Source organism: Caulobacter sp. HMWF025, assembly GCF_003060965.1.
Lineage (GTDB): Bacteria > Pseudomonadota > Alphaproteobacteria > Caulobacterales > Caulobacteraceae > Caulobacter.
In genome coordinates, this window is sequence record NZ_QAII01000083.1 from 1 (window position 1) to 12,739 (window position 12,739).

Annotated in this window: 15 protein-coding genes and 2 pseudogenes; 4 read left to right on the forward strand and 13 right to left on the reverse strand. The window is 66.8% G+C overall.

Annotation, left to right across the window (positions count from 1 at the left end):
* From DBR10_RS19305 to serS, 4 genes and pseudogenes are all read right to left on the reverse strand, one after another.
* Positions 1 to 298: pseudogene (locus DBR10_RS19305) on the reverse strand (peptidase M24); the annotation flags it as partial.
* A gap of 101 nt (positions 299 to 399) precedes the next feature.
* Entirely contained in the window at positions 400 to 1,059 is a 660-nt protein-coding gene (locus DBR10_RS09650; RefSeq protein ID WP_108503767.1) for a protein-L-isoaspartate(D-aspartate) O-methyltransferase, read from the reverse strand.
* Complete coding sequence (gene surE / locus DBR10_RS09655; RefSeq protein ID WP_108503766.1) at positions 1,056 to 1,865, reverse strand: 5'/3'-nucleotidase SurE; 810 nt, start codon at positions 1,863 to 1,865, stop codon at positions 1,056 to 1,058. The genes DBR10_RS09650 and surE overlap by 4 nt, the downstream gene beginning before the upstream one ends.
* Positions 1,862 to 3,157, reverse strand: coding sequence for a serine--tRNA ligase (serS, locus tag DBR10_RS09660; protein ID WP_108503765.1), 1,296 nt, complete (start codon positions 3,155 to 3,157; stop codon positions 1,862 to 1,864). Before serS ends, surE begins: the two co-directional genes overlap by 4 nt.
* A 373-nt stretch (positions 3,158 to 3,530) precedes the next feature.
* On the opposite strand from serS, the gene DBR10_RS09665 reads away from it, so the two are divergent.
* Positions 3,531 to 4,010 carry a UrcA family protein gene (locus DBR10_RS09665; protein WP_108503764.1) on the forward strand — a complete coding sequence of 160 codons (480 nt, stop codon included), beginning with the start codon at positions 3,531 to 3,533 and terminating at the stop codon, positions 4,008 to 4,010.
* A gap of 229 nt (positions 4,011 to 4,239) precedes the next feature.
* Here the strand turns inward: DBR10_RS09665 and tatC are convergent, their stop codons facing one another.
* The 8 genes from tatC to DBR10_RS09705 form a co-directional block, all read right to left on the reverse strand.
* Positions 4,240 to 5,139, reverse strand: a complete 900-nt coding sequence (gene tatC / locus DBR10_RS09670) for a twin-arginine translocase subunit TatC (protein ID WP_108504270.1) — start codon at positions 5,137 to 5,139, stop codon at positions 4,240 to 4,242.
* The gene (tatB, locus tag DBR10_RS09675; RefSeq protein ID WP_108504288.1) at positions 5,136 to 5,732 is read right to left on the reverse strand and encodes a Sec-independent protein translocase protein TatB; all 597 of its coding nucleotides are present in this window, start codon (positions 5,730 to 5,732) and stop codon (positions 5,136 to 5,138) included. The genes tatC and tatB overlap by 4 nt, the downstream gene beginning before the upstream one ends.
* Positions 5,733 to 5,824: 92 nt before the next feature.
* Entirely contained in the window at positions 5,825 to 6,031 is a 207-nt protein-coding gene (gene tatA / locus DBR10_RS09680; RefSeq protein ID WP_108504271.1) for a twin-arginine translocase TatA/TatE family subunit, read from the reverse strand.
* Positions 6,032 to 6,153: 122 nt separating this feature from the next.
* On the reverse strand, positions 6,154 to 6,813 hold the full coding sequence (gene scpB, locus DBR10_RS09685; RefSeq protein ID WP_108504272.1) for an SMC-Scp complex subunit ScpB: 660 nt from the start codon (positions 6,811 to 6,813) through the stop codon (positions 6,154 to 6,156).
* 13 nt (positions 6,814 to 6,826) lie between these two features.
* The gene (locus tag DBR10_RS09690; protein WP_108504273.1) at positions 6,827 to 7,651 is read right to left on the reverse strand and encodes a segregation and condensation protein A; all 825 of its coding nucleotides are present in this window, start codon (positions 7,649 to 7,651) and stop codon (positions 6,827 to 6,829) included.
* On the reverse strand, positions 7,648 to 8,670 hold the full coding sequence (gene nagZ / locus DBR10_RS09695) for a beta-N-acetylhexosaminidase (protein WP_108504274.1): 1,023 nt from the start codon (positions 8,668 to 8,670) through the stop codon (positions 7,648 to 7,650). The genes DBR10_RS09690 and nagZ overlap by 4 nt, the downstream gene beginning before the upstream one ends.
* A gap of 10 nt (positions 8,671 to 8,680) precedes the next feature.
* Positions 8,681 to 9,508 carry a cell division protein FtsN gene (ftsN, locus tag DBR10_RS09700; RefSeq protein ID WP_108556298.1) on the reverse strand — a complete coding sequence of 276 codons (828 nt, stop codon included), beginning with the start codon at positions 9,506 to 9,508 and terminating at the stop codon, positions 8,681 to 8,683.
* 148 nt (positions 9,509 to 9,656) lie between these two features.
* Positions 9,657 to 10,841, reverse strand: a complete 1,185-nt coding sequence (locus tag DBR10_RS09705) for a deoxyguanosinetriphosphate triphosphohydrolase (RefSeq protein ID WP_108504275.1) — start codon at positions 10,839 to 10,841, stop codon at positions 9,657 to 9,659.
* 79 nt (positions 10,842 to 10,920) lie between these two features.
* Between DBR10_RS09705 and erpA the strand changes: the two genes are divergently transcribed.
* Positions 10,921 to 11,253, forward strand: coding sequence for an iron-sulfur cluster insertion protein ErpA (erpA, locus tag DBR10_RS09710; RefSeq protein ID WP_108504276.1), 333 nt, complete (start codon positions 10,921 to 10,923; stop codon positions 11,251 to 11,253).
* 27 nt (positions 11,254 to 11,280) lie between these two features.
* On the opposite strand, the gene DBR10_RS09715 is transcribed toward erpA, so the two are convergent.
* Entirely contained in the window at positions 11,281 to 11,619 is a 339-nt protein-coding gene (locus DBR10_RS09715) for a hypothetical protein (RefSeq protein WP_233243355.1), read from the reverse strand.
* Between the two features lie 35 nt (positions 11,620 to 11,654).
* Here DBR10_RS09715 and xth point away from each other — a divergent pair, with 35 nt between their 5' ends.
* Both xth and DBR10_RS09725 read left to right on the forward strand, forming a co-directional pair.
* Positions 11,655 to 12,443 (forward strand): exodeoxyribonuclease III, encoded by a 789-nt coding sequence (xth, locus tag DBR10_RS09720; RefSeq protein WP_108504278.1) that lies wholly within the window; start codon positions 11,655 to 11,657, stop codon positions 12,441 to 12,443.
* Positions 12,444 to 12,483: 40 nt separating this feature from the next.
* A pseudogene (locus tag DBR10_RS09725) lies at positions 12,484 to 12,739 on the forward strand (hypothetical protein); the annotation flags it as partial.

The following is a 12,739-nucleotide window of genomic DNA, read 5'->3' on the forward strand; positions in this document are numbered from 1 at the left end:
GGGCCAGGGGCGGCAGGGCCTGGCTCTGCACCTCAGGGGCCCTGCGGGCGGGCTCGGGGATCGGCTCTACGCGGACCGCCTCGCTCGGCTGGCGGGCCGTATCGATCGGCGCGTCCTGCGGCGCCACCGGCTGGGCCTGGGCCTGGACGATGGGGAAGTTAGGAGTCGCGGTCCGGAGGGGTTGGCCGGGAGCCTGGCCTTCGCGGGCCGGATAAAGCGGGGCCGATGCCGTTTCGCAGCCTGCCAGCGTTCCAGCCGTCAGGGCGATCACCGCCGCTCGCGTCCACAACTGCCTCATAGCCTCTCCTTTCCCTGCGGATCGTCCAGACGGCCCCGCAAGGGTAAATCAATCATTAACCACCAGGCCGCCGCAGCAAACGGCGCCCTGAAATCTCGTCGTCACTGGTCGCGGGCCACGCCGTCGAGCAGCGGAACAAACCGCACGTCGCACAGGGCCTCGACCTTGAAGCCGCCCTTGCCGTCTCCGGCATAGCGGCGAAGGCTCTGCACCGGCCCCTTCCCGACCGGCGCGACCAGCACGCCGTTGGGTTTGAGCTGGGTCAGCAGCCGTTTGGGGTCATCTTCCGCCGCTGCCGTGACCATAATGCGGTCAAACGGCGCCTGTTCGGCCCATCCTTCGCCGCCATCGCCGAACTTGGTGATGACATTGGTCAGGCCCAGGGTCGCAAAACGGGCCTCGGCCTCCTTCATCAGGGTCCGGTAGCGCTCGATCGTATAGACCAGCCGCGAGACCTTGCTGAGGATGGTGGTCTGATAGCCCGAGCCGGTGCCGATCTCGAGCACCCGCGAACGCGGCTCGATGGTCAGGGCCTGGGTCATCAGACTGACGATATAGGGCTGGCTGATCGTCTGACCGCAGGCGATCGGCAGGGCCGAGTCTTCCCACGAGCGGTCCTTGAACAGGTCCGGGGTAAACAGGTCGCGCGGGGTCGTCTCGATGGCGGCCAGCACCTGGAGATCGGTGATCCCCTGGTCGCGCAGGGCCTGCATCAGGCGCGGCAGGTCGGTGGACGGGGCGGCCTTGGCCTTGCCGTTCATGCCCCGCCCCCGGACTTTGCAGGGTCGAGCTTCGGCGGGGCCCCGCCCAGCAGACCCTTCAGGCTCTGGACGGTCGCGTTATGGGTCAGGTCGATGTGCAGCGGCGTGACCGAGATCCTGCCGCTGAACACGGCCTTCAGGTCGGTGCCGTCCTTGGGCTGCGAGGCCCGGGCCGTGAAGCCCATCCAGTAATAGTCGCGGCCACGCAGGTCGGTGCGCTTGTCCCAGTGACGCATGTGGCCGTCCCGGAAGCCCTGGCGGGTGACCTCGACCTCGGTGACCTTTTCTGGCGGCAGGGCCGGGAAGTTGACGTTCATGATCACGTCGTCGGGCCAGCCCACCTCGAGCAGGCGCTGGACGATGCCCGGACCGAAGGCCTCGGCCGTCTCCCAGTGGGCGACGATCTCGTCATGGAAGTAGTTGATGGTCTGGGACAGGGCGATGGAGCGGATGCCCAGCGCCATGCCCTCGATCGCCCCGGCCACGGTGCCGGACAGGGTGACATCTTCGGCCAGGTTCTGACCGCGATTGACTCCCGACAGCACCAGATCCGGCGCAGGGCCGTCGATCAGCTGCTGCACGGCCATCATCACGCAGTCGGTCGGCGTACCCTCGACAGCGAAGCGGCGCGGATCGATCTTCCGCACCCGCAGCGGGTCCGCCAGGGTCAGGGCCCGGCTGGCCCCTGACTGCTCGTATTCCGGCGCGCAGATCCAGACGTCGTCGCTCAGCGCCCGGGCGATCTTCTCCAGGGCCACCAGACCCGGCGCGTGGATGCCGTCATCATTGGTGAGGAGGATCCTCACGCGTCACCGCCGATGTGGGTGATGCCGCCCATATAGGGCACCAGCACCTCGGGTATGGTGATCCGACCGTTTTCATCCTGGTAGTTCTCGAGCACGGCCACCAGGGTGCGGCCGACCGCGAGGCCCGAACCGTTCAGGGTGTGCACGTACTGGGTGCCCTTCTCGCCGGTCTTGCGGAAGCGGGCATCCATCCGGCGGGCCTGGAAGTCGCCGCAGTTGGAGCACGAGCTGATCTCGCGATAGGAATTTTGCGACGGCAGCCAGACCTCGAGATCATAGGTCTTGCGAGCCCCGAAGCCCATGTCGCCGGTGCACAGCAGCATGGTCCGGAACGGCAGCTCCAGCGCCTGCAGCACCGCCTCGGCGCACTGGACCATGCGCTCGTGCTCGGCATCGCTCTGGTCGGGCGTGGTGATCGAGACCAGCTCGACCTTGTAGAACTGGTGCTGGCGGATCATGCCGCGCGTGTCACGGCCGCTGGCCCCGGCCTCGGACCGGAAGCTGGGCGTCAGGGCCGTCATCCGCAGGGGCAAAGCCGCCTCGTCGGTGATCTGCTCGCGGACGATGTTGGTAAGGGAGACCTCGGCGGTGGGAATGAGCCAGTGATCCACCGTCGTCCGGAACAGGTCCTCGGCGAACTTCGGCAGCTGTCCCGTGCCGTACAGGGCCTGATCCTTGACCAGCAGCGGCGGGCTGACCTCGACATAGCCGTTCTGCACCGTCTGCAGATCGAGCATGAACTGGCCGAGGGCCCGCTCCAGCCGGGCGACCTGGCCTTTCAGCACGACGAAGCGCGCGCCGCTCATGCGGGCGGCGGCGTCGAAGTCCATGCCGCCGAGGGCGGCCCCGAGGTCGACGTGATCCTTGGGGGCATTGAGGCGACCGGCCGGCAGCTTCGAGGGATCGCCCCAGCGGCGCACCTCGACATTGCCGTGCTCGTCCTCGCCGGACGGCACATCGGCAGCAGGAATGTTGGGCAGGGCCGAGAGCAGGTCGCGCAGCTCGCCACCGATGCGGGCCTCGTCCTCGGCGGCGGTGGCCATGTCGCCCTTGAGCGACTCGACCTCGGCCATCAGACGCGCGGCTTCGGCCTCATCCTTCCGGGCCTTGGCCTGGCCGATCAGCTTGGAGGCCTCGTTGCGCCTGGACTGGCTGACCTGCAGCGCGGTCTGGGCGGCCCGCAGCAAAGCATCCAGCCTCACAGCCTCGGCGGCCGCGCCCGACCGGCCCTTGGCGCTCCAGGCAGCCTCGAAGGCGGCGGGATTGTCGCGGATGGCCTTGATGTCGTGCATCGGAGCGGGCTCGAACAGTAGCGGTCAGGAGTGGCCCTCTCTAAGGCGCGTCGCCCAAGGTGCCAACCTTTTCAGGGTCGCAGCCTGACAGGTCGCACCGATCGCTGCGGCCGCAATCGATGCGGGCCGGATTGCAACAAAATGAATATTCAAAGCCCTGCGACATTCCGCCACACAACAACTCCTGAAAATCCAAATGTTGTCTAATGCTGAACCGCCGAACAGCGATCTTCATTTGAATGATCTCAAGTCTAGATCATGGATAATTATCATTAATCGCGTTTCTGCACCTTAATTTAAAGCTGAGGTGCGAAAAAGATCACCAAGTACGCAGAACCGCGTTTCCAGCCCTCAAAGCTACAGGATGTAACCCTTGAAGAAGTTCGCCGCCCTCGCCGCCCTGATCACCGTCTCGGCCGCCATCGCCGCCCCCGCCAGCGCCGCGACCCTGGTCCGCGTTTCCCTGGTCGGCAAGTCGCAGGCCCAGATCGACAGCGACATCCGCGCCGCAGCCGAACAGGTTTGCCTGGCCGAAAAGAACACCTCGCGCGACTGCATCGACACCGCGGTGCGCGACGCCAACCGCCAGATGGCCAGCATCGTAAAGGCTCGCGCCAACCCGAAGGTCGCCTCGCGCCAGGAAGCCATCACCGTCGTCCGCGTCTCGCTGAAGGGCAAGACGACCGACCAGATCCACGCGGAAATCCGCACCGCGGCCGAAACGGTCTGCAAGGCCTCGAAGGACTTCAGCAGCCGCGGCGACTTCCAGGCCTGCGTCGGCAGCGCCGTCCGCTCGGCCAAGGCGCAACTCCAGGCCGCCAACGGCTCGAACAAGCAACTGGCTTCGCTGTAAGCCACTTTCGGAACGCTCCCCGAGCGCGCCGGGGCAGGCCATCCCCCCCGTGGTCAAGCCCCGGCCCCTTCCGGTGCCCGTTCACCGCCGCGCGTCCTGATCAGGGTCGTCTGATCAGGGAGCCCCCTCCGGGAACGTCCGAAAACAGAAAACCTCCGCTCCTTCCGGGGCGGAGGTTTTTTGTTGCCTGGGCCAGGTCAGTTCGACTCCCTTTGCGGGAGGCAGAGGATCAGACCGCCACGATGGCGTTGGCTTTCTTCTCGTCCCGGGCCTTGCTGCGCTCGATCAGCCAGACGCACCAGATGCCGATCTCGTAGAGCAGGCACATGGGGATCGCCAGGGTCAGCTGGCTGATCGGATCGGGCGGGGTCAGGATGGCTGCGGCGATGAACACGCCGACGATCGCATAGCGCCGGCCTTCGCGCAGCATCTTGCTGGACAGGATCCCGGCCAGGCCGAGCAGCGACACGACAACCGGCAGCTGGAAGCACAGGCCGAAGGCCAGCAGAAGCGAGGTCACCAGGGTCAGATAGTCGCTGACCTTGGGCAGCAGCTGGATGGAGATACCGGCCGTGGTCACCTGCTGGCTCAACGAGAACCACAGGACGAACGGAAGCATGATGTAATAGACGAGCGCCGCGCCGAGCGTGAACATGACCGGCGAGGCCAACAGGAACGGCAGGAAGGCTCCGCGCTCGTTCTTGTAGAGGCCCGGGGCCACGAAGCGGTAGAGCTGCCAGGCCAGGACCGGGAAGGTCAGGACCACGGCCCCGAAGCCGGCCAGCTTGATCTTGGTGAAGAAGAACTCCAACGCTGCCGTGTAGACGAGGTCCAGCGCCTTGACCGAGCCGGTCGGGATGTCCTTCAGGCCGACCAGGGCCAGCAGCAGGTCAAACGGACCGTGATGACCGCCGGCCTGCTGCACGCTCAGCAGCTGCTGGGCCACCGTGAAGGGGTGGACCAGGAACAGGAAGATCTTGTCGGCAAAGGCAAAGCAGACGCCGAAGCCGACAAACAGGGCGATGACGCAGACGATCAGCCGGCCACGCAGCTCGATCAGATGATCCATCAGCGGGGCGCGCGAGGCCTCGATTTCGTCCTCGGGTTCGTGTCCGATGGCCTGTGTCACGAGGTGATATCCGAAGCGGTGGAGTCGCCGGCCCGTGCCGTCCGCTTGCGCGGAGCCCGGGTGGGCTTGGGTGTGTCGTTGTCGGCGACAGCCGGGGTCTTGGTCCTGGCCTTGGCCTTGGTGGCCAGAGGCTCGGTCACGACCTTTTCGGCGTGTGCAACGGCTTTCGGGGCCCGCGGCTTGCGGACCTTGGTGGCGGGCGCTTCGACCGGCACTTCCGGCGGCAGGATCGACGGCTCGCTCGAGGCTCTTGCCGCGAAAGGATAGGGCTGGACCGCGCCGCTGTTCAGGCTGGCATCAATATCGGCAAACACCTGGTCGACACCGACGTCCGACGCCGACTTGACGGCGTCCTGCACGGGGCTGGTGAACTGGCCCGAGCGCATGGCGGCCACTTCGCGACGCAGTTCGTCGAGCTCGGACTGCCGGGCCATTTCGTCAAAGCTCGAGCGGAACTCGGCCGCCATGCCGCGCATCCGCGCAACGAACTGGCCGAGCTTGCGCAGCAGTACGGGCAGATCCTTCGGGCCCACCACGATCAGGGCGACCGCGGCGATGACCAGAAGCTCTGAGCCGCCGATATCAGGAAGCATGGACATGCCTTAGGCGATGCGGAACCAGAGGCCGCCGTCGCGATGTGGAAAGGGCACGCGCGGCCATGGCCGACGGCGTGCCCGGAGGAGTCTTACGACTTTTCTTTTTCGGCTTCGGTCTTGGGCAGAACGCCGGCCGACTTGGCGTCAGCGACTTCCTCGTCCTTCAGGCCGTCCTTGAACGCCTTGATGCCCTTGGCCGCATCGCCCATGATTCCCGACAGCTTGCCGCGACCGCCAAAGAGCAGGGCCACGACCCCGATCACGATCACCCAGTGAATCCAGCTCATGCTACCCATAGCGACGGTGCTCCTTGCGACAGCGGCCCATTAGCGGCTGTAGCGTGTCGATACAATCTCTCAGACAATATAGGCGTTCGCATGGCCGCGAGCCAAGCCTATCCCGCCTCACAGGCGAGCAATCAGCGCCCTTCCAGCTCCCCGAGGAAGTCCTGGGCAAACTCGGGCGCGTCGTCGCCGTCCTCCAGCGGATCCTCATCCTCGCCCGGACGCAGGCCCAGCGGGTCTGGCACCGTGAAGCCCGGCGGCAGGTTCATCTCGAGCAGGCCGGCGGCCTTCATCTCGGTCAGGCCCGGCAGATCCGACAGGGCGGCAAGGCCGTAGTGCTCGAGAAAGGCGTCGGTGGTGCCGAGGGTCACCGGTCGGCCGGGCGTACGACGGCGGCCGCGCATGCGCACCAGGCCCAGCTCCAGCAATACGTCCAACGTACCCCGGCTGGCCTGAACGCCGCGTACGGCCTCGATCTCGGCCCGGGTCACCGGCTGATGATAAGCGATGATCGCCAGGGTTTCCTGGGCGGCCTTCGAGAGACGGCGCGGCTCCTCGCGCTCCTCGGTCATCAGGAACGACAGGTCAGCCGCCGTCTGGAAGCGCCAGCGTCCGGCCACACAGGCCAGCTCGATGCCACGGCCCTCATAGCGGGCCCGCAGGCCTTCGATCGCTGATGCGACGTCGGCCCCCTCCGGCAAACGCTTGGCCAGGTCGACATCGCTGAGCGGCTCGGCGGCAGCGAACAGCAGCGCCTCGATGCAGCGCTCGGTGATCAGGGGGTCGATGGTCATCTAAACAAGCCCCTCATGCTTCCGCCTCCCGCGGCTCGCTCAGCGTCCGCAGATAGATGTCGCTGAACGCCTCCATCTGGCGGGCTTCCAGCAAGCCCTCCTTCACCAGTTCCAGCGAAGCCGCCAGGGTCGAGGCCAGATAGGAAGCCGGGGATGGCCCCTCCTCCTCGTCCAGATAGCGTTCGATGGGGGCGACGGTGTTCAGGGCTGTCCAGCTGTCCATGCGGGGCAGCAGCGTACGCAGGCGGTCGCGGGCATCTTCCAGCGGATAGGCCGTCGGCGGACGCGGTGCGTAGTGGCGGCTGTGCTCTTTCTTGCGCTGGGTGATGTAGGCGCTCATCAGGCCATAGAGATCGCCCTCCAGCCGGGTCGAGGAGACGATCCTCACTGCGTCCGGATCGCCGCGCATGAAGACGTCACGCCTGAGCAGGGGGCGATCCTTGAGCGCCTCGACCGCCTGGCGCATCACATCCAGCTTGGCCAGCCGGAAGGCCAGCTGGGCGGCCATCTCCTCGGCCGGCGGCTCCTCGGCCCGGGCCCGCTCGGGCTTGGGCAGCAGCAGGCGGGATTTCAGATAGGCCAGCCAGGCGGCCATCACCAGATAATCCGCCGCCAGCGAGAACCGCACCCGCCGCGCCTGCTGCACGAAGGCCAGATACTGCTCGGCCAGGCGGGTGATCGAGAGTTGGAGCAGGTCGACCTTCTGGCTGCGAGCCAGGGCCAGCAGCACGTGCAGCGGGCCTTCATAGCCGTCGATGTCAATGACCAGCGCCGCACCGTCCTCGGCCGCGGCATTGGCGGCTTCGAAATCAAGTGTGGGCTGGAACCCCGTTGTCACGCAAAGCCGCCTTCGAAGGCGGCGTCGAAGCGGGCCCGGGCCTGGTCGACATCGAAGGGCTCGACCACCCTGACCAGCCGGCTCATCACCGCCTGGGCGCGGCGGCGGGCCTCCTTGGACATCCGCCCGACCCCCGACATCACGGCCTCCATCTCGGCCATGTCGCCGTTGCAGTGCAGGACGACGTCGCACCCTGCCGACAGACTGTCCCTGGCCCGCTGGCGGAAGTCGCCCGACAGCGCCTTCATCGACAGGTCATCGCTCATCAGCAGACCGTCAAAGCCCAGGGACTCGCGGATGATCTTCTTGATGGCCTTTTTCGAGGTCGTGGCCGGCCGTTTGCGGTCAATGGCCGTGTAGACGACGTGGGCTGTCATCGCCATCGGCATGTCCGACAGTACGCGGAACGGGGCGAAGTCGCGGGCGTCCAGCTCGGCCAGCTTGGCCTTGACCACCGGCAGCTCCAGATGGCTGTCGCTCATGGCGCGGCCGTGGCCGGGGATGTGCTTGATAATCGGCAGGACTCCGCCGGCCAGCAGCCCCTCGGCAGCAGCGCGCCCAAGGGTCGCCACCTGCTCGGGCGTATCACCATAGGCGCGGTCGCCGATGATCTCGTGCCCCTTGGGGTCGGGAACATCCAGCACCGGCACGCAGTCAACATTGACGCCGATGGCGCGCAGGTCGTGGGCGATGAGCCGGGCCCCGAGACGGGTGATCTCGCGGGCGACCAGGGGGTCATTGGCGACCAGTTGGCCATAGGCCCGGCCGGGCGGGTACTTTTTCCAGTGCGGCGGCTGCAGGCGGGCGACACGGCCGCCCTCCTGGTCGATCAGGATCGGCGCATCGGGCCGCCCCAGCGTCTCGCGCAGGGCCTCCGTCAGGGCCAGGGTCTGTTGCGGCGTATCGATATTGCGCTTGAACAGGATGAAGCCCCACGGCTTCACTGCGCGGAAGAAGGCCTCTTCCTCGCGGCTCAGGGTGGTCCCGGCGCAGCCGAGGATCGCGGCGGAGCTGTTCAAGCGCCCTCTCCTACTTCACGAAGCAGGACTTGCCCGCAGCCGAAATGGCATCACAGAAGGCCTTGGCCTCAGCCCGGCTGGCAAAGCCCGTGACCGACGTCCGGTAAAGGGTCGCGCCGTTCTTTTCGATCGCCTCGACCTTCTTGCCCTTGCCGGCAGCCATGCCGGGGGCGAGACGGGCGGCGTCGTTCCAGGCCTTGTCAGCCAGGGCGGTCGAGGACAGGGCCCCGATCTGCACCATGGCCGCGCCACCGGTAGAGGCCGCAGCGGCCGGCTTGGAAGCCGTGGCCACGACCACAGGCTTGGCGGCGACGGGTTTGGGGGCGGCAGGCTTGGGCGCGACAGCGGCCGTCGCCAGGGCTTCAATGGTCGGCGCCGGCTTGGCGGCGACCGGCCTGGCCGGCGGCGGAGCAACGGCCACGGCGACAGGCTTGGGCTGGGGCGGCGGCAGGGCTGCCGACTGGACAGGCTGGGCCTCAATCGGCGCGGCCGGACGCGGCATCGGCGCCTCGGGCTGGGCCGCGAAGGTCGGCGACGCAGCCGGCTCTTCGTTACGATAGATCTGCAGGCCGGCAGCCGGGTCAGCCGTCTGGCTGCCGGCCGGCGGGGCCGTCTTCATCTCCGCAACTTGCGAACCGACGGTCGCCGGCGGCTCGTTGGGCCCGCGGACACCACCGCGATAGATCAGGACCACCGCCACCACGAGGGTCAGCAGCACCACGGCGCTGATGATCAGAGTCATGGGCAGGGGGCGCGTGCCACGGACCGGCTGGCGCGCGTCGAAGGACAGGGGCGCATCGGTCGGCGGCGTATAGGCGCCGCGGTGAGGATCGGACATCGCGATTAGACTCCAGAACTCGGCTCGCACGGCTCGACCCGCCGAATCACATGCGCGCGCCATCAGTTTATCGAAGGGACTGGCGCGCCATAACCGTCCGAACCAATACGGCTGTGGGCCGTTCTGGCCCGGGCTGCCTGTGTCGAGGCTAGTTCCAGATATCGAGGTGGAACAGCTTCCTGTGCTCCTCGATGGCGAACCGGTCGGTCATGCCTGCAATATAGTCGCAGACCACGCGCGCCCGTCCCGCCTCGTCGCGGTTCTGGGACTTCTCGAACCAGACGGTCGGCAGGACATCCGGCTCGCGCAGAAACAAGTCGAACATCTCGGCCAGAATACGGCGGGCCTGGCTGCGGGTGCGGTTGACCTTCCAGTGGCGGTACATCCGGGTGTGCAGGAACTGCCGCAGACGGGCCAGGTCCTCGGCCATGTCGGACGAGAACGCCACCAGCGCATGGTCCAGGGCCCGCACCTCATCGGCCGACTGCACGCCGGTGGTCGCGGCCCGGTGCAGGGTCTCGCCCATCACGTCGTCGACCATAGCCCCGATCATCCGCCGCACGGCTTCCAGCCGGGTCAGGCGCACATCGAGATCCGGGCGCTCGCTCTTCACGGCAAACAGGATGGGACCGATCAGCGGCACGTCCAGCAGGTCGTCGAGGGTGAACAGCCCCGCCTGCACGCCGTCATCGACGTCGTGGTTGTTGTAGGCGATGTCGTCGGCCAGGGCCGCGACCTGGGCTTCCGCCGACGCCCAGGTGTCGAGGCCCAGATTATACTCGGCATCGTACTTGGAGATCGCCTTCCAGGACGGCTTGCCGAGCTTTTCGGTCACGGGACCGTTGTGCTTGATGATCCCCTCGAGCGTTTCCCAGGTCAGGTTCAGGCCAACGAAATCGGGATAGCGGTGTTCCAGTTCGGTCACGACCCGGAAGGTCTGGACGTTGTGGTCGAAGCCGCCATAGGGGGCCATCTTGGCCTGCAGCTCGTCCTCGCCGGCATGGCCGAACGGCGGGTGGCCGATGTCGTGGCCCAGGGCGATGGTCTCGGCGAGATCGGAATCCAGCCCCAGGGCCGTGGCCAGGGAGCGCGCCACCTGGGCCACTTCCAGCGAATGGGTCAGGCGGGTGCGGAAGTTGTCGCCCTCATGCGCCACGAAGACCTGGGTCTTCTCCTTCAGGCGGCGAAAGGCCGAATTGTGGATGATCCGGTCGCGGTCGCGCGCAAAGGGCGTGCGGGTGCGGCTCTCGTCCTCCTTGTGGTGACGACCATGCGACCGGGAAGGATCCTCGGCATAGGGGGCACGGACGACGAGGAAAGACGAAGTGGTCATGTAGCGCTCTGCCAACTTTCACCCCTTTCGCCGGGGCCCGGTTATCCTCATATAGGAGAAGGATGAGTTTTCCACAGCCATGACCGACACAGCCGTAACCCTTTCCCCCAATGCCGCCCGCCGGATCAACGCCATCGGCCAGACCGAAGGCCGTCCCCTGATGCTGCGCGTCGCCGTGGACGGGGGTGGCTGCTCGGGCTTCCAGTACCGCTTCGACCTGGTCGAGACGGTCGAGGCCGACGACCTGAAGATCGAACGCGACGGCGCCGCCGCCCTGGTTGACGTCATCTCCATGGCCCTGCTGAAGGGCTCGGAGATCGACTTCGTCGACGAACTGGCCGGCGCCGAGTTCCGGGTGCGCAACCCCAACGCCAAGTCCAGCTGCGGCTGTGGGGTCAGTTTCTCGATCTAGGCGGGCGGCTGGGGCTGCCAGCTCCCCCTACCCCGGCACGAACTGCAAGACCGTGACCGCCGCAGCCGCCCAGGCGATGGGAGCGGCCATTGCGGCCCAGGCCCGGGTGCGACGGCCCTTGCGCCAGTGCATCCAGGCCAGCGCTGGAGACAGCAGGCACACCGCCCAAAACAGCCCTCCCAAACCAAAGCCCAACCAGGCCACAGGGTTGTGGAGGTTGCCTGGCCGGTCGAAGACAAGTGGCGCAAACACGGCCAGGATTGCGCCCGGCACGGCCATGAGCAGCCAGCCGAGCGTCAGCAGAACCAGGAGGGTTGACTGTGTCCGGCTGGAAAGCCTGTAACCCGACTTGAGTGCGCGCCTCATGAGCCCTAGCCTCCCCGCGCCCTCTGGAGCCGTCAATGCGTATCGCCACCTGGAACGTCAATTCCGTGAATGCTCGCCTCGAAGGTGTGCTGGCCTGGTTCGAGGCCCAGGCTCCGGACGTGGCCGTGCTGCAGGAAATCAAGTGCATCGACGAGAAGTTTCCGACCGAAGCCTTTGAACGGCTGGGCTATAATGTCGCGGTCCACGGCCAGAAGACCTACAACGGCGTCGCCCTGCTGTCGAAGTTCCCGCTGGAAGACGTGCGACGCGGCCTGCCCTTCCTTGAGGACGGCGAAACCGACGAACAGGCCCGCTATATCGAGGCGGTGATCGGTTCACCCACGCCTGTGCGGGTCTGCGGCATCTATCTGCCCAACGGCAACCCGATCGGCACCGAGAAGTTTGCCTACAAACTGGCCTGGATGCGCCGCCTGCACGCCCATGCCCAGGGCTTGCTGGCCTTCGAGGAGCCGCTGGTCATCGCCGGCGACTACAATGTCATTCCCGAAACCGCCGACGTGGCCAATCCCGCAGCCTGGACCGGCGACGCCCTGTTCCAGCCCGAGAGTCGCGCCGCCTTCCGGGCCCTGAAAAACCTCGGCTTCACCGATGCCTACATGCAGGCCGACGGCGCGCCGGCGGGCTACACCTTCTGGGACTATCAGGCCGGAGCCTGGCCGCGAAACCTCGGGATCCGCATCGATCACCTGCTGCTGTCGCCGCAGGCCGCCGACCGTCTGGCCGGGGTCGTGATCCACCGCGACGAACGCGACAAGGAAAAGCCGTCAGACCACGTCCCGGTGGTCGCCGAGCTGAACCTCTGACCCCTGTCGCGAATCCCGGACTCCGGCTAGCCTCGCGTCCATGAGCGAACTCGCCCGCCTTCTTCTGCTGGTGGCCATCGCCGGCTCGGCGGTGACCTTTCTGGGCAGTGCGGCCATCTGGTTCAACGACGAGGAGCGCAGTCTTCGCCGGGGATTGCGCCATGTCCTGAAAAGCGATCCCGAAGCGATGATCGTGGCCCGGGGCCGGGGCCGGGGCGCGGGCTTCTCCTTTGCCACGGGCCTGGTGGCCGTCGCCTGGGACAAGGGGGCCTGGTGCCTGCTTTACCGGATCGACG